The organism is Staphylococcus sp. NAM3COL9 (assembly GCF_001431205.1).
In the GTDB taxonomy this organism is placed as follows: Bacteria; Bacillota; Bacilli; order Staphylococcales; family Staphylococcaceae; genus Staphylococcus.
In genome coordinates this window covers 485,845-507,098 of record NZ_LGPC01000011.1, presented here as the reverse complement: position 1 = coordinate 507,098, position 21,254 = coordinate 485,845, and the positions used below count along the sequence as shown (strand labels likewise).

Sequence of the window (21,254 nt, the reverse complement as noted above, 5' to 3'; positions counted from 1 at the left end):
GTGAAAATAAATAATGGGTATAATAAAAAACTATTTTATGCCAAATGAATATGTGCAGTCTGTTTTTCAAATCGACATTGATAAACTTGCAGCTTCTGGCGTGAAAGGAATTATTACAGATTTAGATAATACACTTGTAGGATGGGACGAAGCAGACCCCACTGCTGCAGTAAAACAATGGTTTGAGAAAGCAAATGCATTAGGTATTACAATTACGATTGTTTCTAATAATAATGAAAAACGTGTTGGTAGTTTCTCAAAATCATTGAATGTTGATTATATCTTCAAAGCCAAAAAACCAAGAGGTCGCGCTTTTAATCAAGCTGCACAATTAATGAACTTACAACCTGCTGAAATTGTAGTAATTGGTGACCAAATGCTTACAGATGTATTTGGAGGTAATAGACGTGGACTCTTCACAATTATGGTTGTACCGGTGAAACAAACAGATGGTTTTATTACGAAATTCAACCGAATGATTGAACGAAGATTACTACAACACTTTAGAAAAAAAGGCTATATTAAATGGGAGGAAAATTGATTGACTGAAATTTTAAAATGTATCGGATGTGGTGCACCACTACAATCTGAAGATCCAGATGCGGCAGGCTATGTGCCAGAGCATAATTTACATCGTGAAGATGTCATATGTAAAAGATGCTTTAGACTAAAAAATTATAATGAAGTTCAAGATGTTGGATTAGACAGTGAAGACTTTTTAAATTTGTTGAATGGTTTAGCAGATGAAAAAGGAATTGTAGTAAATGTCGTAGATGTTTTTGATTTTGAAGGATCTTTCATTAATGCAATCAAACGCATTGTAGGAAATAAAAAAATAATTTTAGTAGGCAATAAATTAGATTTATTGCCTAAACAGATTAATAAACGCCGTGTTAAAGAATGGTTGAAGAAAACAGCTAGAAAATATGGTTTAGAAACTGAAGATGTTGTATTAATATCTGCAGAAAAAAATGAAGGCATAGATGATTTATTAGCATCAATTAACACATTACGTAATAACGACAATGTGTATATTGTAGGAACTACAAATGTTGGTAAATCTACACTTATAAATAAATTGATTGAACGCAGTGTTGGTGAAAAAGATGTCGTTACTACTTCTAGATTCCCAGGAACAACGCTAGATATGATTGACATACCGTTAGATGATACATCATTTATGTTTGATACTCCAGGTGTAATCCAAGCACATCAAATGACACATGTGGTAACGGATGATGAACTTAAAACGATTATGCCTAAAAAAGAAGTTAAGCAGCGGGTATATCAATTGAATGAAGGTCAAACTTTGTTCTTTGGTGGGATAGCGCGTATTGACTATGTTAGTGGTGGCAGACGTTCATTAGTATGTCATTTTTCAAACGAACTCAATATCCATAGAACTAAAACTGAAAATGCCAATGAATTGTGGAAAAATCAGTTAGGTGCATTATTGTCACCACCTCATAACCCTGATAATTTTGAATTACAAAATGTTAAAGCAGTAAGATTAGAAACGGGTAAAGAGAAGCGAGATGTGATGATTTCAGGTTTAGGTTTTATCACGATTGATGAAGGTGCCAAGGTTATAGTTCGAGTACCTAAAAATGTAGATGTTGTATTAAGAAATTCAATAATGTAAGGTGTGTTTAATATGAAATATGCAGTAATAGGCAATCCTATAGATCATTCTTTGTCACCCGTTATGCATAATGCTAACTTTGAGACTTTAAATGATGCTTCGACATATGAAGCGATTAATATTCCTGAAGAACATTTTCATCTTATTAAAGAAATCATAGAAGACAAAATGCTTTCTGGATTTAATGTTACAATACCTCATAAAGAACGTATTTTACCTTATTTAGATGAGATTGATGACCAATCTAAAACGGTTGGTGCAGTTAATACAGTTAAAATTGAAGGCGGAAAATGGATAGGCTATAATACAGATGGCATAGGCTATGTTACAGGTCTTAAAGAGGCTTATACGGATTTACAAAATGCTTATATACTTATTTTAGGTGCAGGCGGTGCCAGTAAAGGTATTGCAAATGAACTAAATAAACACGTTCGACCTAAGTTAACCGTTGCTAATAGAACTATGAGTCGCTTTGATAACTGGGATTTAGATATAAATAAGATTAGTTTATCAGATGCAGAAAAATCATTGTCTGAATTCGACATTATTATTAATACTACACCTGCAGGTATGAATAAAAACAAAGATGTAGCCATAAGTCTCAATCAATTAGCGTCACATACATTAGTAAGTGACATTGTTTATATTCCTTTTAAAACGCCAATTTTAGAAATAGCAGAAAAAAATGGCAATCCTATACACAATGGATTGGACATGTTTGTATATCAAGGCGCAGAAAGTTTTGAGATTTGGACTGAACGAACACCAGATATTAAAGTAATGAAAGAAGCAGTACTAAAACATTTATAAAAGGAGCATATTATGCTAACAGGTAAACAAAAAAGATTTTTAAGAAGTAAAGCAAATAACGTAGATCCAACTTTTCAAATAGGAAAATCAGGTATTAATGATAATATGGTTAGTCAAATTAACGATATTTTAGAAAATAGAGAGTTAATTAAAGTACATGTTTTACAAAATAACTATGAAGATAAAAATGATTTAGCACAAAGCTTAAGTGATGCGACAAGAAGTGATGTCGTACAAGTAATCGGGTCTATGATTGTATTGTATAAAGAATCTCAAGACAATAAACAAATTCAATTACCATAATGACTGAGTCAATTGTATTATATGGTGGGCAATTTAACCCGATTCATACAGCTCACATGGTTGTTGCAAGTGAAGTGAATAATGTAATAAAACCAGATAAGTTCTATTTTATACCGAGCTATATGTCTCCATTAAAAGATCATAATGATTTTTTAGACGCACAGTTTAGAATAGATATGATTCAGTGTGCTATTAATGAACTTGGATTTGGTACAATTTGTCTTGATGAAATTGAACGTAAAGGGCAAAGCTACACTTATGATACAGTAGAGCATATTTTAAATCAGCATCCTCGATCTAAGCTATACTTTGTTATAGGTACTGACCAATACAATCAACTTGAAAAGTGGTATAAAATTGATGAGTTGAAATCATTAATTACTTTTATAATTGTTAATAGAGATAAATCAGCTCAAGAAGTGGAGCTTGGTATGTTAGCAATAAAGATACCGCGTATTGATATTAGTTCAACATTAATCAGGAATAGAATTAAAAACGATGAAAATATTCAAGTTTTAGTTCCTCCTAGTGTAGAACAATATATCCGAGAGGAAGGATTATATGAAAATTGATCAAGCAGTTACTTTAGTTAAAGATAAATTACCTGAGAAAAGGTTTGACCATTCATTGAGAGTTGCAAAAACTGCTGTGAAATTAGCAGAAATCTATGATGGTGACAAAGACAAGGCTGAACTTGCAGGTATACTACATGATTACTGTAAATATGATGATTTAGGATCAATGTATCAAATCGTTACACAGAATGAATTAGATAGTAATTTACTGAGTTATGGTTCTGAAATATTACATGGCCCAGTAGCAGCTATAATAATGAATCAACAGTTTAATGTCACTGATAAAGAAGTCTTGCTAGCGATTAAAAATCATACAACTGGACGCGCTCAAATGACAAAAACTGAGAAGTTGATATTCATAGCAGATTATATAGAGCCAGGTCGTCAGACCCCAGGCGTTGAAGAAATTAGAGATTTAGCATACAATCAAGGTAGCTTAGATAAAACCATTTATGAAATTTCTAAGCGAACAGTTCTATACTTAATTAATAAAGATATTAATGTTTATGAAGCAACGATTGCATGCTTGAATTATTACAACTACAGTGACGAAAGAGTAAAGGATGATTAAATGAATTCAGATCAATTATTAAACATTGCTGTCGAAGCAACAGAGAATAAAAAAGCAGAAGATATTATTTCTTTAAAAATGAAAGGCATTAGTGACATGACTGATTATTTTATAGTTTGTCATGGTAATAACGAAAAACAAGTTCAAGCTATTGCTCGTTCGGTAAAAGATGCAGCAGGCGAAGCTGAAATCGAAGTAAAACGAATGGAAGGTTTTAATGATGCCAGATGGATTCTTATTGATCTATCTAATGTAGTTGTTCACGTATTCCATAAAGATGAACGTGATTACTATAATATTGAGAAATTATATCGTGATGCGCCTCTTGAGAGTTATAGACAGGTTGTTTATTAATTATGGTGCAATATGAAGAAATGAGCTTGTTTTATGATCAACTAACGTTAGATCAACCCTATGAATCGTGGTTAGAAATTGTAAACCATTTTGCTGAAAATAGGACATCTATATTAGATATTGGTTGTGGCACAGGGAGTTTAACATCATTGCTAACAGACTTTGACCAAATCACAGGTATGGATTTAAGTGTTGATATGCTTTCGATAGCAACACAAAAATCTAACAAAGTGAATTGGATAGAAGGTGATATGACTGAATTTGAATTGAATCAGAAATTTGATGTAATTACAATTTTTTGTGATTCTTTAAATTATTTACCTGTAAAAGATAACGTCTTCACCACATTTAGTCATGTTTTTAACCATTTAGAAATAGAAGGTGTGTTTATGTTTGATGTTCATACACCTTTTAAAATGAATACATTATTTAATAACCAAAGTTATATCGATGAATCTGAAAAAGTTTTTCTTGGTTGGGAAGCCGTGCAAGGTGAGGAACCACTGAGCGTTTGGCATGATATGTCATTCTTTATTAAACAAGATGACAATCAATATGCAAGGTTCGATGAATCACACTATCAGCGTACTTACACAGAATCAGATTATATTGAAATGCTTAATAATGTAGGGTTTAGACAAATTACTACGTTTGTCGACTTTGATATTAAGAATAATAGTAATGAAGGACATCGACTGTTTTTCATTGTCAAAAAATAAAAAGTAAAATCACTCCCTTGTACGTGTATAGTACAAAGGAGTGATTTTTTATTGTTAGATCAGTGGAACAATCTAAAAGAAATCATTTGTAAGTACAAAGCAGTTGCTATAGCAATTTTAATTCTCGTGGTGTCTCTGATAGTTTGGTTGCTGCATAGTAGTTTTACAAACGAAAATAATCACAATATAATAAATTCGAATGACGACATTACCACAACTGCACAATCACAATTAGAGACCAATGTAAGGCATATGAAAAATAGTTCTGAACAACCAAAGAAGATTAAAACAGAAGACATTTTTGTGGACATCAAAGGTGCAGTGAAGCATCCTGATATTTATAAAATGAAATCTTCTGATAGAATTAAGCAGCTTCTAGATAGGGCAATTGTTACTGATGATGCTGATTTGTCGAAAATAAATTTAGCTGAAAAATTAGTAGATCAAAAATTAATTTATGTGCCGAAGAAAGAGGAAACAATAAATTTAAATCAACAAGCGAATGAAAATATTAATAATAGTACTAATAGAAGCACAAGTTCAAACTCAACAAAAGTTAATGACAATAGCACTAATAAGGAGAAAATAAATATTAATAGTGCTACAGAAACGGAGCTGTTAACCGTTCCGGGCATCGGTCCTACAAAAGCTAAATCTATTATAGAATATAGAGAACAAAATGGTGCTTTTGAATCTATCGAGCAATTAACAGAAGTTAAAGGAATTGGAGCAAAGACACTTGAAAAATTCGAAGCATATTTTACGATATAAATTTTTATTGCAATATAACTCAATACAAATTAACCTATAGATACTTATAAAATAAATAATTACTATTAATGGAGGTATAACATCATGGATCGCATTAAATGGGAAGAATACTTTATGGCTCAAAGTCATTTATTGGCGTTACGTTCCACTTGTCAACGATTATCTGTTGGCGCAACAATTGTTAAAGATAACAGAATCATCGCTGGTGGCTACAATGGCTCAGTTTCAGGAGAAGTTCATTGTATAGATGAGGATTGTTTATTAGAGGATGGTCATTGTATACGTACAATTCATGCTGAAATGAATGCGTTACTACAATGTGCTAAACAAGGGGTGTCCACAGACGGAGCAACGATATATGTTACACATTTCCCTTGCTTAAATTGTACGAAATCAATCATCCAAGCTGGTATTCAAACAATTTATTACGCTGAAGACTATCACAACCATTCATATGCGTTAAAGTTATTAAAGCAATCAGGTATCGATTATAAAAAAATACCATTTAATCAAGAACATGTAGCACAATACCTTACCAATAAATAATCACTGATTTACTATGCAATTGCCTATCTAGTCGGTATCCTATGGCTACATGTTAAATTATTATCGATATTTTTATGTGCTATTTTAATTTTTTTAGTAATACGCAAAAGATTAAAGTGGTTTCAAATTTTATTTCTTTTAATCGTACCATTCATTAGTTATTTGATGCTTCAGAGTAATTTAGTAAGTGAGAATAAAGCACGTGCAGCCTACTTAAATCAAAATATTGAAGTAGATGCACAATTTGTGACTAAACCTATTTTGAAACATCAAAAACTACAAGGTAAAGCAAAAATCAATAATAAAAAATATAACTATTACTTTTATGTTAATAACAACATTAACAGTAATAAATACATACAGTTCTATCAAAAGACATGTAATGTGAAAGCAATATTAAAACCGTTAAATCAGTCCCCATATAGCCCTATTTCACTTTTTATTAATACAATAGATTTCGAAAGTTGCAAACTAAACAATTCGAATTATTATGCTATTTTAGATAGGCATAAACAATATATTTTCGAACGTTTAGTTCATACCAAAGTCAAGCATCCAGAGAGAGTTATTGCATTAATTAATGGAGATACCTCGAAAATTAATAATAATGAATTAGATAAATTTAAAGAAATTGGCATATATCATTTATTAGCAGTAAGTGGCACACATATTGCAACGATTATAGGCATTTTAATATATGTATTAAACATTTTTAAGTGTCCGTTAGCTTATATCAAAATAGTATTATTTATCTTACTACCAATATATGCTTTTTATACTGATTTAGCTCCTAGTGCAGTAAGATCAATTTTAGCAGCTTTAATAATCATTTTAATTCCTAAAACAATTATAAAGAATTCAATGAATATACTCGCACTTTTATTTATAATATTAACGATTATATATCCTGCTTATGTCTATAATATAGGCTTCCAATTTTCATTTTTAATGACATTTTTCATACTTTTTTCATTACCATTAATAGCTCAATCCTCAATGGTAAAATCGCTTCTAATTATTACTATAATAGCTCAGTTAGGCTCATTTATGATTAGCGCTATTAACTTTAACCAGATCCAATGGATTGGTTTTTTAGCAAATCTTATTTTTGTTCCTTTTTATACCATAATACTCTTCCCACTCGCAATTTTATTTTTTATTGTAAGTCACTTTCCATTTGAAATCGTACCTTTAACTTATTTGCTTAATTTAATTTTAAAAATACATGATTTTATTTTGGATATGTTTGTTGATTTAAGCTCATACAAATGGTATATACCTGAGTTAAAGGATTTAAATATTACTTTAGGGTTTGCGCTTTTATTTGCGTGTTTAATATTATTTACGCATAAATTTTATAGCTTATTTATTTGTTCATTTCTTTTATTATATATAGTCGTTACGGTATTGCCATTATCTAATGATTATAAATTGACAATGCTTGATGTTGGTCAGGGAGATGCTATTTTATTTGAGACAAACAGACAAGAGAGTTTATTGATTGATACGGGGGGCAAGTTATTACAAGAAGGAGAATCAAGCCAACATAATATATCAAAATTTCATATATTACCGACTTTGAAAAAGCATGGTATTAAAAATATAGATTATTTAATTGTTACTCATCCACATATAGATCATATGGGAGAACTTAACTTTTTGATTGAGAATTTTTCTATAAAAAATCTAATAATTAATAAAAATAGTTACCACTTGAAAGAACTGAAATCATTAGTTAATATATGCAAAGGTTTTAACATAAAATTATTAGACTTTAAATCAATACAAAGTTTTTCACTTAACAAAGCGAAAATCAAATTATTAGATGCCACAATTACAGCATCGGATGATTTAAATGAACAATCAATTATTACATTAATTGAATATGATAAATTCAAGATTTTACTTATGGGTGATGTTTCAAAAAATAACGAACAGTTGTTGTTGAATAAGTATCGCATTGAAAATATTGATATTTTAAAAGTAGGACACCATGGTAGTAAAACAAGTTCTAGCGCATCTTTTATAAATACACTTCACCCGAAAATAAGTTTGATTTCTGTTGGTAAACATAACAGATATAAATTACCCAACGAAGAAATAGTAGATCGTTTGAAAAATATAAATTCTCAAGTTTTACAAACAAGTGAAGTTGGAGAAATTTCTATTACATTAAATTCAAATTTTAATCTTAGTGCTAATATAAATCAATGATTTTATGTAGAGAGATAAAGCACTGCATGATATAATGATTAAATGTGTAATAGTGATGAAAGGGTGCTACATATGAGCGATAATATAATTACAATATACGGAGAAGTGCCTGAATTAATTGAAAAGAAATCTACAGAAGTAATAGAAAAATATTTAGATACTCCAAAAGATGATTTCAATTTTGTTAAATACAACCTATATGAAAGCGATTTATCTCCAATAATAGAAGAAGCTTTAACGATGCCATTTTTTTCAGATAAAAAAGCAGTGTTAGTACAAAATGCATATGTATTCACTGGTGAAAAAGCGCCTAAAGATGTAAATCATAATATAGATCAACTCATGGAATTTATAGAAAAATACGATGGCGAGAGTATGATTGTATTCGAAGTTTACCATTCTAAACTTGATGAACGAAAAAAATTAGTGAAAACTTTGAAAAAGAATGCTCAATTGAAAAAAATTGAACAAATGTCTGAAGATGAAATTAAAAATTGGATTAAAAATGAATTACATGGAAATTATAAAGATATAAAACAAGATGCTTTAGATTTATTCATAGAATTAACAGGTATTAATTTCAATATAGTAAAACAAGAAATTGAAAAATTGATTCTTTTTCTAGGAGATAGACCAACGGTAAACAAACAAGATGTCCAACAAATTGTAAACAGGAGTCTTGAACAAAATGTGTTTTTACTGACAGAATACATCCAAAAAAATAATAAGGCTAAAGCAATGCGATTAGTGAAAGATTTGATTGCAATGAAGGAAGAGCCTATTAAATTATTAGCACTTATTACGAGTAATTATCGTTTATTTTATCAAAGCAAAATATTGAGTCAAAAGGGTTATAGTGGACAACAAATTGCAAAAACAATAAATGTACATCCTTATAGAGTGAAATTAGCATTGAATCAGGCAAGGCATTATCAGTTGGAAAGTTTATTGAATATTATTGATAACTGTGCGGAGACAGACTATAAATTAAAATCTTCTTATATGGATAAGCATTTAATATTGGAATTATTTATTCTATCACTTTAATTTTAAATGCTTGCATTAATATTTTTCGAAAGTTAATACAAATTTAAAATCATATAATAATACAAAAAGCCTGAAACCATAGTGGTCAGACTTTTTTGTTATACATATAATCATTTATTTATGTAAATAAAAAAAGTTCAAGCCAAGGCTTGAACTTTTTTATTATTTAGCAACTGTCATAAGTGAAGATTTGATACGACCAGCTTTGTTTGTGTGGATTAAGTTGCGTTGAGCAGCTTTATCTACTTTTTTCAAAGCGAAGTTTACTAAGTCAGCTTTGTTGTCAGCATTTGATTCAATTGCTGTGTGTGCTCTTTTTACTGCTGTACGCATTTCATTTTTTTGTGAAATGTTACGCTCTTCAGCAGTACGGTTTGTATTAACACGTTTAATTGCAGATTTGATGTTTGGCATGTGTGTCACCTCCTAATAATGATTTCGCTATCAAAATGAATTTGATTACAACAAGAAATATTTTATCAAAACGAGCGCCTTTCTGCAATCATTTATTTATCGCATGCGCATAGAATCGATGAAAATGGTACAATACTATTTGGAAAAGAAGAACATTCACTCTATAATGCAAAGTAGAATATAATATCAAGTATAGCAATGATTTATAGAAAATAGTAAAAAATCGTAGTAAGTTTGCAATTACCTAGTAAAAACGTTATTATATCAAAGAATGTCATACATATTTACGGGCTAGAATTATGAAAGTGAGAAGGATAATACATGGATAAACAAGACCGTTTCAATAAACGCGAAAATATTAGGAACTTTTCTATTATCGCACATATAGACCATGGTAAATCTACGTTAGCTGATAGGATTTTAGAAAATACGAAATCAGTTGAATCGAGAGAGATGCACGCACAATTGCTAGATTCCATGGATTTAGAACAAGAACGTGGTATTACAATTAAATTAAATGCAGTTCGCTTAAAGTATGAAGCTAAAGATGGTGAAATATACACATTCCATCTTATTGACACACCTGGACACGTAGATTTTACATACGAAGTGTCTAGATCATTAGCCGCATGTGAAGGTGCAATCTTAGTAGTTGATGCAGCGCAAGGTATTGAGGCACAAACATTAGCTAACGTATACTTAGCTCTAGATAACGAATTAGAGTTACTGCCTGTAGTTAACAAGATAGATTTACCTGCAGCAGAGCCAGAACGTGTGAAACAGGAATTAGAAGATGTCATCGGTATCGATAAAGAGGAGGTTGTGCTAGCAAGTGCAAAATCTAATATTGGTATAGAAGATATTCTTGAAAAAATTGTTGAGGTTGTCCCTCCACCACAAGGCGATCCTGAAGCACCTTTGAAAGCACTTATTTTTGATTCTGAATATGACCCTTATAGAGGCGTTATTTCATCTATAAGAGTTATGGAAGGTACGGTTAAACCTGGAGATCGCATTAAAATGATGGCTACAGATAAAGATTTCGAAGTTACTGAAGTTGGTATTAATACGCCAAAACAGTTAGCAGTTGAAGAACTTACAGTCGGCGATGTAGGATACATTATAGCTAGTATTAAAAATGTTGATGACTCACGTGTTGGTGATACAATCACGCATGTAAACCGCCCTGCAGAACAAGCACTACAAGGTTATAAAAAAATGAACCCGATGGTATTTTGTGGTTTATTCCCTATAGATAACAAAGATTACAATGATTTACGTGATGCATTAGAAAAATTACAGTTAAATGATGCCTCATTGGAATTCGAACCTGAATCATCACAGGCATTAGGCTTTGGTTATCGTACCGGTTTCTTAGGTATGCTTCATATGGAAATTATCCAAGAACGTATTGAACGTGAGTTTGGTATTGCACTTATCGCAACGGCACCGTCAGTAATCTATCAATGTATTATGAAAACAGGTGAAGAAGTTACTGTTGATAATCCAGCTAATATGCCTGAAAGAGATAAAATTGATACGATTTACGAACCATTTGTTAGAGCTACTATGATGGTACCTAATGATTATGTTGGTGCTGTAATGGAATTATGTCAGCGTAAACGTGGACAGTTTGTAAATATGGAGTACATGGATGATATTCGTGTAAATATTATTTATGAAATTCCATTATCAGAAGTGGTCTTTGATTTCTTCGATCAACTTAAATCTAATACAAAAGGTTATGCTTCTTTTGATTATGAATTTATTGATAACAAAGAAAGTGACTTAGTAAAAATGGACATATTGTTAAATGGCGAAAAAGTAGATGCTTTAAGCTTTATAGTACACAAAGAATTCGCATATGACCGTGGTAAAATGTTAGTCGAAAAATTAAAAACACTTATTCCAAGACAACAATTTGAGGTGCCTGTTCAAGCAGCAGTTGGCCAAAAGATTGTTGCACGTACAAATATTAAATCGATGGGCAAAAACGTATTATCTAAATGTTACGGCGGCGATATCAGTCGTAAGAAAAAATTACTAGAAAAACAAAAAGCAGGTAAAGCTAAAATGAAATCTGTAGGTAATGTTGAGATTCCTCAAGATGCATTCCTAGCAGTCCTTAAGATGGATGAAGATTAATATAAATTAAACATTGGGGCCTTAAATCCATTCGATTTATGCCCCAGTTTTTTGTTGTGTTCTCACATCTTCAAAAAAAGAAAGTAGGTGAACGCAATATGGAAGTGAAAAGTGCTTATATCCATATTCCTTTTTGCGTGAGGATTTGTACGTATTGTGATTTCAACAAGTACTTTATACAAAACCAACCAGTTGATACGTATTTAGATTGTTTAATCACAGAAATGAAGCAAAGTGAAGTAAGAAAATTAGAAACAGTTTTTGTTGGCGGTGGCACGCCTACAGCACTTGATTATCAACAACTCGAAAAATTATTAGTAGCTATTACAGATACTTTTGAAATTAAAGGTGAATTTAGCTTTGAAGCAAATCCCGATGAATTAACAATTGAAAAAGTTCAATTACTTAAAGATTACGGCGTCAATAGGTTATCTATGGGTGTTCAAACTTTTAAACCAGAATTATTAGAAATACTTGGTAGGACACACAAAACAGAAGATATTTATCAATCTGTTGCTAATGCTCGTCAGGTTGGCATTCCGTCTATTAGTTTAGATTTAATGTATCATTTACCGAACCAGACTCTAGAGGATTTTCAAGATAGCCTAGAAAAGGCTTTGTCGATGGATATTGATCATATATCTAGTTACGGTTTGATATTAGAACCCAAAACAAAATTTTATAATATGTATAGAAAAGGCCAATTGAAAGTTCCTAATGAAGATATTGGTGAAGAAATGTATGAATATCTATTAGGAAGAATGGAACAATCAGAGATGCATCAATATGAAATATCCAATTTTGGTAAAGTTGGACATGAATCCGAACACAATAAAGTATATTGGAAGAATGAAGGTTATTATGGCTTTGGTGCTGGTGCAAGTGGTTATGTAAATGGAGAGCGTTACAATAATGTAAATCCAGTAAATCATTATATTAAAAAAGTACAAAACAATGAAAGACCAGTATTAGATTCAACGTTTCCTACTGAAACAGAGCAAATGGAAGAAGAAATGTTTTTAAGATTAAGGATGAATGTTGGTGTTGATAAAGAAAATTTTTCACAAAAGTTTGGGAAAACCTTAGAAGAAGTATATGGTCAAACTATAGAAGACTTAATTCAACGAGAACTCTTAGTTGATCAAAACGGACATATCACGATGACTGAACGTGGAAAAGTCATTGGAAACATTGTCTTTGAATCGTTTTTATTAAATGTATAAAAAGTTTAAAATTTGAGTGCTTTAACATTGACTTACTTTGACCAATTTGATAAATTATAATTAGCACTTGGAACAAAAGAGTGCTAATGAGGTGAAAACATGATTAGCGATAGACAATTGAGCATACTTAATGCAATTGTTCAAGATTATGTTGATTTAGGTCATCCAATTGGTTCAAAAACACTGATTGAACGACACAAATTGAATTTTAGTCCTGCAACTATTCGAAACGAGATGAAACATCTCGAAGATCTTGAATTGATTGAGAAGACACATACTTCATCAGGGCGATCACCATCACAGTCAGGCATCAGATATTATGTGAATCAATTATTGCAACAAACATCTCATCAACAGCAAACAAAAATTCAACGTTTGAGTGATTTACTAATTGATAATCATTACGACATTTCCTCAGCACTGAGTGAATTTGCAAATGAACTTTCAATTGCGTCTCAATATACAACGTTGGTAATGCGCCCAAATCACAAAAAAGATATAATTAATAACATTCATTTGATTCGAGCAAATGCCTACTTGGTTATAATGGTAGTTGTGTTCACATCCGGTCATGTAGAACATCTGCATTTAGCATCCGAAGTTCCGTTATCTAATGACGAACTGACAAAAGTTTCGAATTTTGTTACTGCTAAATATGATGAATGGAATCATCATCGTTTTGAAAATGAGTTAGATGCTTTTGTTAATTCTGAATTAGAGAAGCATTTTATCAAAGATATGCTAAGCACAATCGAGATTCATTTTGATAATCAAAGTAATGGCATTTTTATGGGCGGAAAGGTTAAACTAATTGATGCGTTAAATGAAACGAACGTGTCATCGATTCAACCTATTTTGCAATATATAGAATCGAATAAAATCACACAATTGCTTGATGATATGTCTAATTCGGCAATAAACGTCAAAATTGGACATGAAATAGAATCAAGTTTGAGTGGTATTTCTATCGTCACAAGTCAATATCACATTGACGATAAATTAAAAGGTCAAATTGCGGTTATCGGACCAACAGCAATGAATTATCAGAACGTAATACGATTACTAAATACGATTTGGTAATTAAGTATTGTATTGGAGGGCGGAAAATGACAGAAAAAAATGAATCAGTATTTGATCAAGAAGCAAATGAAGATGTAACTGATAACGAGAAAAATACATCTTCTGTAAATACTGATGAAACTACAGAAGCATCACAAGATAATCTGCAGGAGAACGATTCACAAGAAACATCAGAAGACGTAGATCCTAAAGATGAAGAAATTCAACAATTAAAGCAAGATGTTCAAGAAAATGAAGAAAAGTATTTAAGATTATACGCAGAGTTTGAAAATTATAAGCGTAGAATCCAAAATGAAAATCAAACAATGAAAGCATATAAAGCGCAAGATGTGCTTAATGATATTTTACCAACAATTGATAACATTGAGCGTGCGCTACAAATTGAAGGCGAGAATGAACAATTCCAATCACTTAAAAAAGGTGTAGAAATGATTCATGAAAGCTTAATTAATGCATTAAAAGAAAATGGTTTAGAATTAATTGAAACAGAAGGTCATCAATTTGACCCGAACTTTCACCAAGCTGTAGTTCAAGATGACAATCCTGATTTTGAATCAGGCGAAATCACTCAAGAGCTACAAAAAGGTTATAAACTGAAAGAACGTGTATTAAGACCTTCAATGGTTAAAGTAAATCAATAGGATTTAACATTGATGAAAACACCAATTTATATAAACAAACAGGAGGAAATTATTTATGAGTAAAGTAATAGGTATTGACTTAGGTACAACAAATTCATGTATTTCAATTTTAGAAGGCGATGAGCCAAAAGTAATCCAAAACCCCGAAGGTGCTAGAACTACACCATCAGTAGTTGCATTTAAAAATGATGAAACTCAAGTAGGTGAAGTTGCTAAACGTCAAGCAATCACAAACCCTAATACGATTCAATCAATTAAGCGTCATATGGGTACGAATTACAAAGTTGATGTTGAAGGTAAATCATATACACCTCAAGAAATCTCAGCAATGGTATTACAAAACCTTAAAAGTACAGCTGAAGATTACCTTGGTGAAAAAGTAGAAAAAGCAGTTATTACTGTTCCTGCATATTTCAACGACAGTGAACGTCAAGCAACTAAAGATGCTGGTAAAATCGCTGGTTTAGAAGTAGAACGTATTATTAACGAACCAACTGCAGCAGCTTTAGCATATGGTTTAGACAAAACAGAACAAGAAGAAAAAGTATTAGTATTTGACTTAGGTGGCGGTACGTTTGACGTTTCAATCCTTGAATTAGGTGACGGCGTATTCGAAGTACTTTCTACTGCAGGTGACAACAAACTAGGCGGAGATGACTTTGACGAAGTAATCATTAACTATTTAGTTTCTGAATTCAAAAAAGAAAACAGCGTAGACTTATCTAAAGATAAAATGGCTTTACAACGTCTAAAAGACGCTGCTGAAAAAGCTAAAAAAGATTTGTCTGGCGTATCTCAAACTCAAATTTCACTACCATTTATTTCAGCTGGTGAAAATGGTCCATTACACTTAGAAATTAATTTAACTCGTGCTAAATTTGAAGAATTAGCTGATGATTTAATCAGAAGAACAATGGTACCAACTCGCCAAGCAATGAGCGATGCTGGCTTATCAAGTTCAGAAATTGATGAAGTTATCTTAGTTGGTGGTTCAACAAGAATCCCAGCAGTTCAAGAAGCTGTTAAAAAAGAAGTAGGTAAAGAGCCTAATAAAGGTGTTAACCCTGATGAAGTTGTTGCTATGGGTGCAGCGATTCAAGGTGGCGTAATCACTGGTGATGTTAAAGACGTAGTATTATTAGATGTTACACCATTATCATTAGGTATTGAAATTATGGGTGGACGTATGAATATACTTATCGAAAGAAATACAACAATCCCAACATCTAAATCACAAGTATACTCAACAGCAGCAGATAACCAACCAGCAGTTGATATTCACGTATTACAAGGTGAACGTCCAATGGCATCAGACAATAAAACACTTGGTAGATTCCAATTAACTGATATTCCAGCAGCTCCACGTGGTGTACCTCAAATCGAAGTTACTTTCGATATCGATAAAAATGGTATTGTAAACGTTACTGCTAAGGACTTAGGTACAAACAAAGAACAAAATATTACAATTCAATCTAGCTCTTCACTATCAGATGATGAAATCGATCGTATGGTTAAAGATGCTGAAGAAAATGCTGACGCTGACCAAAAACGTCGCGAAGAAAGTGATACAAGAAACGAAGCAGACAGCTTAGTATTCCAAGTTGAAAAAACGATCACTGATCTAGGCGAAAACATCAGCGAAGAAGATAAACAAAATGCTGAAGATAAAAAAGAAGCATTAAAATCAGCACTTGAAGGCGAAGATATTGAAGATATCAAAGCTAAAAAAGAAGAATTAGAAAAAGTAGTTCAAGACTTATCAACAAAAGTATATGAACAAGCTGCTCAAGCTCAACAACAAGCACAAGGTGAAGAAGCAAATGCTTCAGAAGATAGTGATGTTGAAGATGCTGATTTCAAAGAAGTAAAAGATGACGACAACCAAGACAACCAAAAATAAGTATAGTCATTGACTAATTAATTGTTATTAATAGAAAAATATGACACAATTGCTTAGCCAAATTAAGTCAAAGTCAATTGAACATTGGCTTTGACTTTTTCCTTTTTTTAAAATGATTTAATAATACAGTAAAAGGAGAGATATTAGTGGCCAAAAAAGATTATTATGAAGTCTTAGGTGTCAGCAAAGGCGCTTCTAAAGATGAAATTAAAAAGGCTTATCGTAAATTATCAAAGAAGTATCACCCAGATATTAATAAAGAAGAAGGTTCTGATGAGAAGTTTAAAGAAATCTCTGAAGCCTATGAAACATTAAGTGATGAGAATAAACGCGCAAATTATGATCAATTTGGTCATGATGGTCCTCAAGGCGGCTTTGGCGGTCAAGGATTCGGTGGACAAGACTTTAGTGGATTTGGTGGCGGCGGTTTCGAAGACATATTCAGTTCATTCTTCGGTGGCGGACGTCAACAACGTGATCCTAACGCCCCAAGAAAAGGCGATGACTTGCAGTATACGATGACAGTGACATTTGATGAAGCTGTCTTTGGTAGTGAAAAAGAAATTTCAATCCGTAAAGATGTGTCTTGTCACACTTGTGATGGTGCAGGCGCTAAACCAGGAACTAAAAAGAAAACTTGTCAATACTGTAGTGGTGCTGGACATGTGTCTGTAGAACAAAATACAATACTTGGCAGAGTTAGAACTGAAAAAGTTTGTCCAGTATGTAGTGGTTCTGGCCAAGAGTTTGAAGAACCATGTCCAACATGTAAGGGTAAAGGTACTGAGAACAAAAATGTTAAAATTAATGTCACAATACCTGAGGGTGTTGATAACGAACAACAAATTAGATTAGCTGGTGAAGGTGCTCCTGGAGAAAATGGTGGACCTCAAGGTGATTTATATATTGTATTTAGAGTTAAACCTTCGGAAAAATTCGAAAGAGATGGCGATGATATTTATTATTCACTTGATATCAGTATCGCTCAAGCATCACTAGGCGACGAGGTTAAAGTGCCGACGCTTAATAGTAGCGTAGTGTTAACAATTCCAGCAGGTACACAAACTGGAAAACAATTCCGTCTAAAAGAAAAAGGAATTAAGAATGTTCATGGCTACGGCTATGGTGACTTATTTATAAATATAAATGTTGTAACACCAAGTAAAATGAGCGATCGACAAAAAGAATTATTAAGAGAATTTGCCGAGATTGATGGCGAAGACATTTCTGAGCAAACATCAAATTTTAGAGACAAAGCTAAAAGATTCTTTAAAGGAGATTAGAATATGAACTGGACCGAGGTATCAATCATTGCTAATCATGAGGTAACGCCTATAATCACTAATATATTAGAAAATTTTGGTTCTAATGGTGTCGTTATAGAGGATTCCCAGGACTTAAATCATGACTTTGAGGATAAATATGGCGAACTATATGCGCTTAATGCCAATGATTATCCTAAACAAGGGGTTAGGATAAAAGCGTATTTTAATGAACTGAAATACACTGAAACGTTTAGAAAAGAGCTTTTAAATGAAATTTCGCAAGTTGAATCTATAGATAATATTATTTTCAACTGCGAAGAGCAAATGCTTCAAGAACAAGATTGGGAAAATGAGTGGAAAAATTATTTTCATCCATTTCGCGCATCAAAACAATTTACGATAGTCCCTAGTTGGGAAACGTACCAAAAAGAAGATGATAGTGAATTGTGCATAGAATTGGATCCAGGTATGGCATTCGGTACAGGCGACCATCCTACAACGAGCATGTGTTTAAAAGCAATTGAAACTTATGTGAAACCGAGTGATTCAGTCATAGATGTTGGTACAGGTTCAGGGATATTAAGTATTGCTTCACATCTTTTAGGTGTTAAACGTATTAAAGCATTAGACGTTGATGAAATGGCAGTAAAAGTTGCTAAAGAAAATTTTTCAAAAAATAATTGTGACAAGGCAATTGAAGCAGTTTCTGGTAACTTATTAACAGAGGAAACTGAAAAATTTGATGTTGTTGTCGCCAATATTTTAGCTCACATTATTGATGAAATGATCGAAGATGCCTATAATGTTTTAAACAAAGATGGTTATTTTATAACTTCTGGTATTATAGAAGAAAAATATGAGTCTATTGTAAATCATATGAAGCATAGTGGTTTTGAAATTATTTCTATTAATCACGATAACAGTTGGGTTTGTATCGTTGGACAGAAAGTGAGCGAATAACAATGCAAAGATACTTTATTGACCAAAACGCTGATGCAAATCAGCGTTTTTTCATTACTGATAAAGGTGACATACATCATATATCTAATGTGATGCGTCATCAGACTGGCGATAAAATAATCATTACATTTGTGGATCAGAACGTATATAAATGTGAAATTATCGATATAGCTACTGAAGGTGTTGAACTTTCATTGGTTGAAAAAATTGATATTGATACTGAATTGCCACAATATATTACAATTTGTAGTGGTTTAATTAAAGCTGATAAATATGAGTGGATGCTCCAAAAATCGACGGAATTAGGCGCAAATCATTTCATAGCTGCTGGTATGAAACGTTCAGTGGTTAAATTAAATGATAGTAAGATTGATAAAAAATTAGAGCGTTGGCAAAAGATTATTAAAGAGGCAGCTGAACAAAGCTACCGATTAGCTATACCATCCATAACTTATGAAACAAGTTTAAATGTAGTTTATAATTATATTGATGAATACGATTATGTACTCATCGCTTATGAAGATGCTGCCAAAACAGGTGAAACGTATAATTTTAAGTCTGTAGTTCGTGAAATGAAACCTAGTGCGCGTGTGTTAGTTATTTTTGGACCAGAAGGTGGCTTATCAGAGGAAGAAGTAGCATTGTTTGATGGTAAGGCATATCAAATTGGTCTAGGTCCTAGGATTTTAAGAGCAGAAACTGCACCACTTTACGTATTAAGTGCTGTAAGTTTTCAAAAAGACTTATTAGATTAATATTAAAAATGATAGTGTATTAAGTAATACAATACTTACATTTTAGTACAAATTTCGCTTTAAATTAAAAAAATGTAAATTTTACTAATTGACCGCTTTAATCAGATATATTATACTGATTAATACATGGTCATAACCATGAAATGATAATAAAGTTTCGTTGATATTTGGAGGGAGGGAAATACACATGTCTAAAACAACAGTTAAGAGTAATGAATCACTTGAAGATGCGTTACGTCGTTTCAAACGTACAGTTTCTAAAAGCGGTACAATTCAAGAAGTTCGTAAGCGTGAATATTACGAAAAACCTAGTGTTAAACGTAAGAAAAAATCAGAAGCTGCGCGTAAACGTAAATAGCATTTACTAACGGTAGCTTGCACGTAAACGAATATTCTAATAATTAATTGTGTCGTTGACTCCCTCAACACCAACATTAATTATAAATAGTAATAGCCTTAGTTGTTGAACAACTAAGGCTATTTTTTATAAATTCAGGTTCATGATTTGAAAAAAATTAATATAATTAACATTTATGCTATAAACGCTATAATCATACATTCATTTCATGTATAATTAAGTTGAGAGCGAGGTGATAGAGTGATTCCTTCGAGTAGTATACATACAATATTTTCAGTCAACTTTGTTGAAAAAGGAAATTGGATTGATAATGTTGCAAGCGTTATCGTCAGTCCGTTTGGGGCTTTGATTTTAACTTGTATTATCTTCCTAGGATTTTTATTTCAATTATACTCTAATAAGATAAATATTGTGGGTATTGTTGCCACATTAGCCTTATTGATACTCTTTTTAGGGTTTTTTGTAAAAGGCGATGTCAACTTGTATTCAATCATCTTATTTGGAATCGGTGTCATATTGGTAATAATAGAACTTTTTGTTGTTGGTGCGATTATCGGTATGATAGGTATGGGACTAATAATTTTTAGTATTATTACTTTAGGTGACAATTTAATTTATATGATTGCTAGTGTGGTTGTAGCATTGATATTATCAATCATAGAGTGGGTGATACTAGTGAAAATTTTCAAACGTAAGATACCGTTTTTAGATAAAGTAGTTTTGAAGGATTCTACAAATGCAGAGGCAGGCTACACTTCACATGAAGATCGCTCTCATTTAGTTGGTCTTACTGCTAATACATTAACAGATTTAAGACCAGCAGGAATCATTACCCTCAATAACGAGCGTATCGATGCAGTTTCTGATGGATCATTTATTTTGCGAAATAAATCAGTGACCATTTTAGAAGTTGAAGGTACGAGAGTTGTTGTTAGAGAAAACGAATCATAAAGGAGAGAAA

23 protein-coding genes are annotated in these 21,254 nt (G+C 32.0%); 22 read left to right on the top strand and 1 reads right to left on the bottom strand.

Annotated elements, in window-relative coordinates; all coding sequences use genetic code 11:
• The first annotated feature begins 13 nt into the window (after positions 1-13).
• From ACA31_RS05405 to holA, 12 genes are all read left to right on the top strand, one after another.
• Entirely contained in the window at positions 14-541 is a 528-nt protein-coding gene (locus ACA31_RS05405; RefSeq protein WP_057512337.1) for a YqeG family HAD IIIA-type phosphatase, read from the top strand.
• Positions 542-1,642, top strand: coding sequence for a ribosome biogenesis GTPase YqeH (gene yqeH / locus ACA31_RS05400; protein WP_057512336.1), 1,101 nt, complete (start codon positions 542-544; stop codon positions 1,640-1,642).
• A 12-nt stretch (positions 1,643-1,654) separates the two neighbouring features.
• Entirely contained in the window at positions 1,655-2,452 is a 798-nt protein-coding gene (aroE, locus tag ACA31_RS05395) for a shikimate dehydrogenase (protein ID WP_057512335.1), read from the top strand.
• 12 nt (positions 2,453-2,464) lie between these two features.
• Positions 2,465-2,755 carry a ribosome assembly RNA-binding protein YhbY gene (yhbY, locus tag ACA31_RS05390; protein WP_002507455.1) on the top strand — a complete coding sequence of 97 codons (291 nt, stop codon included), beginning with the start codon at positions 2,465-2,467 and terminating at the stop codon, positions 2,753-2,755.
• Positions 2,755-3,327: a nicotinate (nicotinamide) nucleotide adenylyltransferase gene (nadD, locus tag ACA31_RS05385; protein WP_057512334.1), complete on the top strand. Its 573-nt coding sequence runs from the start codon at positions 2,755-2,757 to the stop codon at positions 3,325-3,327. Before yhbY ends, nadD begins: the two co-directional genes overlap by 1 nt.
• Entirely contained in the window at positions 3,317-3,901 is a 585-nt protein-coding gene (gene yqeK, locus ACA31_RS05380) for a bis(5'-nucleosyl)-tetraphosphatase (symmetrical) YqeK (protein ID WP_057512333.1), read from the top strand. The genes nadD and yqeK overlap by 11 nt, the downstream gene beginning before the upstream one ends.
• Positions 3,902-4,255: a ribosome silencing factor gene (gene rsfS / locus ACA31_RS05375; protein WP_057512332.1), complete on the top strand. Its 354-nt coding sequence runs from the start codon at positions 3,902-3,904 to the stop codon at positions 4,253-4,255.
• Between the two features lie 2 nt (positions 4,256-4,257).
• Positions 4,258-4,974 carry a class I SAM-dependent DNA methyltransferase gene (locus ACA31_RS05370; RefSeq protein ID WP_057512331.1) on the top strand — a complete coding sequence of 239 codons (717 nt, stop codon included), beginning with the start codon at positions 4,258-4,260 and terminating at the stop codon, positions 4,972-4,974.
• Between the two features lie 51 nt (positions 4,975-5,025).
• Positions 5,026-5,745 carry a helix-hairpin-helix domain-containing protein gene (locus ACA31_RS05365; RefSeq protein WP_057512330.1) on the top strand — a complete coding sequence of 240 codons (720 nt, stop codon included), beginning with the start codon at positions 5,026-5,028 and terminating at the stop codon, positions 5,743-5,745.
• 84 nt (positions 5,746-5,829) lie between these two features.
• Positions 5,830-6,291, top strand: coding sequence for a ComE operon protein 2 (locus ACA31_RS05360; RefSeq protein WP_057512329.1), 462 nt, complete (start codon positions 5,830-5,832; stop codon positions 6,289-6,291).
• A 246-nt stretch (positions 6,292-6,537) separates the two neighbouring features.
• Positions 6,538-8,505: a DNA internalization-related competence protein ComEC/Rec2 gene (locus ACA31_RS05355; protein WP_253721364.1), complete on the top strand. Its 1,968-nt coding sequence runs from the start codon at positions 6,538-6,540 to the stop codon at positions 8,503-8,505.
• Positions 8,506-8,577: 72 nt separating this feature from the next.
• The gene (gene holA / locus ACA31_RS05350) at positions 8,578-9,552 is read left to right on the top strand and encodes a DNA polymerase III subunit delta (protein WP_057512327.1); all 975 of its coding nucleotides are present in this window, start codon (positions 8,578-8,580) and stop codon (positions 9,550-9,552) included.
• Positions 9,553-9,714: 162 nt separating this feature from the next.
• Here the strand turns inward: holA and rpsT are convergent, their stop codons facing one another.
• The gene (gene rpsT, locus ACA31_RS05345; RefSeq protein ID WP_057512326.1) at positions 9,715-9,966 is read right to left on the bottom strand and encodes a 30S ribosomal protein S20; all 252 of its coding nucleotides are present in this window, start codon (positions 9,964-9,966) and stop codon (positions 9,715-9,717) included.
• 321 nt (positions 9,967-10,287) lie between these two features.
• Between rpsT and lepA the strand changes: the two genes are divergently transcribed.
• The 10 genes from lepA to ACA31_RS05295 all read left to right on the top strand — a co-directional run bounded on the left by lepA (position 10,288) and on the right by ACA31_RS05295 (position 21,244).
• Positions 10,288-12,111: a translation elongation factor 4 gene (gene lepA / locus ACA31_RS05340; protein ID WP_057512325.1), complete on the top strand. Its 1,824-nt coding sequence runs from the start codon at positions 10,288-10,290 to the stop codon at positions 12,109-12,111.
• Positions 12,112-12,209: 98 nt separating this feature from the next.
• Positions 12,210-13,334, top strand: coding sequence for a radical SAM family heme chaperone HemW (gene hemW, locus ACA31_RS05335; RefSeq protein ID WP_057512324.1), 1,125 nt, complete (start codon positions 12,210-12,212; stop codon positions 13,332-13,334).
• A gap of 99 nt (positions 13,335-13,433) precedes the next feature.
• The gene (gene hrcA / locus ACA31_RS05330) at positions 13,434-14,414 is read left to right on the top strand and encodes a heat-inducible transcriptional repressor HrcA (protein ID WP_057512323.1); all 981 of its coding nucleotides are present in this window, start codon (positions 13,434-13,436) and stop codon (positions 14,412-14,414) included.
• A 26-nt stretch (positions 14,415-14,440) separates the two neighbouring features.
• Complete coding sequence (grpE, locus tag ACA31_RS05325; RefSeq protein WP_057512322.1) at positions 14,441-15,055, top strand: nucleotide exchange factor GrpE; 615 nt, start codon at positions 14,441-14,443, stop codon at positions 15,053-15,055.
• Between the two features lie 55 nt (positions 15,056-15,110).
• Positions 15,111-16,955: a molecular chaperone DnaK gene (dnaK, locus tag ACA31_RS05320; RefSeq protein ID WP_057512321.1), complete on the top strand. Its 1,845-nt coding sequence runs from the start codon at positions 15,111-15,113 to the stop codon at positions 16,953-16,955.
• A gap of 146 nt (positions 16,956-17,101) precedes the next feature.
• On the top strand, positions 17,102-18,238 hold the full coding sequence (dnaJ, locus tag ACA31_RS05315) for a molecular chaperone DnaJ (protein WP_057512320.1): 1,137 nt from the start codon (positions 17,102-17,104) through the stop codon (positions 18,236-18,238).
• Positions 18,239-18,241: 3 nt separating this feature from the next.
• Positions 18,242-19,180 (top strand): 50S ribosomal protein L11 methyltransferase, encoded by a 939-nt coding sequence (gene prmA, locus ACA31_RS05310; RefSeq protein ID WP_057512319.1) that lies wholly within the window; start codon positions 18,242-18,244, stop codon positions 19,178-19,180.
• A gap of 2 nt (positions 19,181-19,182) precedes the next feature.
• Entirely contained in the window at positions 19,183-19,935 is a 753-nt protein-coding gene (locus tag ACA31_RS05305; RefSeq protein WP_057512318.1) for a 16S rRNA (uracil(1498)-N(3))-methyltransferase, read from the top strand.
• 187 nt (positions 19,936-20,122) lie between these two features.
• Positions 20,123-20,293, top strand: a complete 171-nt coding sequence (rpsU, locus tag ACA31_RS05300; protein WP_002507473.1) for a 30S ribosomal protein S21 — start codon at positions 20,123-20,125, stop codon at positions 20,291-20,293.
• Positions 20,294-20,533: 240 nt separating this feature from the next.
• A complete protein-coding gene (locus tag ACA31_RS05295) occupies positions 20,534-21,244 on the top strand; it encodes an NfeD family protein (RefSeq protein WP_057512317.1) in 711 nt (236 codons plus the stop codon).
• Positions 21,245-21,254 lie beyond the last annotated feature (10 nt).

Bases quoted from the DNA above. Each gene is read 5' to 3' on its own strand.
- aroE (WP_057512335.1), top strand. From the start codon at position 1,655: ATGAAATATGCAGTAATAGGCAATCCTATAGATCATTCTTTGTCACCC.
- ACA31_RS05305 (WP_057512318.1), top strand. From the start codon at position 19,183: ATGCAAAGATACTTTATTGACCAAAACGCTGATGCAAATCAGCGTTTT.
- ACA31_RS05360 (WP_057512329.1), top strand. From the start codon at position 5,830: ATGGATCGCATTAAATGGGAAGAATACTTTATGGCTCAAAGTCATTTA.
- grpE (WP_057512322.1), top strand. From the start codon at position 14,441: ATGACAGAAAAAAATGAATCAGTATTTGATCAAGAAGCAAATGAAGAT.
- hemW (WP_057512324.1), top strand. From the start codon at position 12,210: ATGGAAGTGAAAAGTGCTTATATCCATATTCCTTTTTGCGTGAGGATT.
- hrcA (WP_057512323.1), top strand. From the start codon at position 13,434: ATGATTAGCGATAGACAATTGAGCATACTTAATGCAATTGTTCAAGAT.
- yhbY (WP_002507455.1), top strand. From the start codon at position 2,465: ATGCTAACAGGTAAACAAAAAAGATTTTTAAGAAGTAAAGCAAATAAC.
- rpsU (WP_002507473.1), top strand. From the start codon at position 20,123: ATGTCTAAAACAACAGTTAAGAGTAATGAATCACTTGAAGATGCGTTA.
- nadD (WP_057512334.1), top strand. From the start codon at position 2,755: ATGACTGAGTCAATTGTATTATATGGTGGGCAATTTAACCCGATTCAT.
- rpsT (WP_057512326.1), bottom strand. From the start codon at position 9,966: ATGCCAAACATCAAATCTGCAATTAAACGTGTTAATACAAACCGTACT.
- prmA (WP_057512319.1), top strand. From the start codon at position 18,242: ATGAACTGGACCGAGGTATCAATCATTGCTAATCATGAGGTAACGCCT.
- ACA31_RS05405 (WP_057512337.1), top strand. From the start codon at position 14: ATGGGTATAATAAAAAACTATTTTATGCCAAATGAATATGTGCAGTCT.
- lepA (WP_057512325.1), top strand. From the start codon at position 10,288: ATGGATAAACAAGACCGTTTCAATAAACGCGAAAATATTAGGAACTTT.
- dnaK (WP_057512321.1), top strand. From the start codon at position 15,111: ATGAGTAAAGTAATAGGTATTGACTTAGGTACAACAAATTCATGTATT.
- yqeK (WP_057512333.1), top strand. From the start codon at position 3,317: ATGAAAATTGATCAAGCAGTTACTTTAGTTAAAGATAAATTACCTGAG.
- rsfS (WP_057512332.1), top strand. From the start codon at position 3,902: ATGAATTCAGATCAATTATTAAACATTGCTGTCGAAGCAACAGAGAAT.
- holA (WP_057512327.1), top strand. From the start codon at position 8,578: ATGAGCGATAATATAATTACAATATACGGAGAAGTGCCTGAATTAATT.
- ACA31_RS05370 (WP_057512331.1), top strand. From the start codon at position 4,258: ATGGTGCAATATGAAGAAATGAGCTTGTTTTATGATCAACTAACGTTA.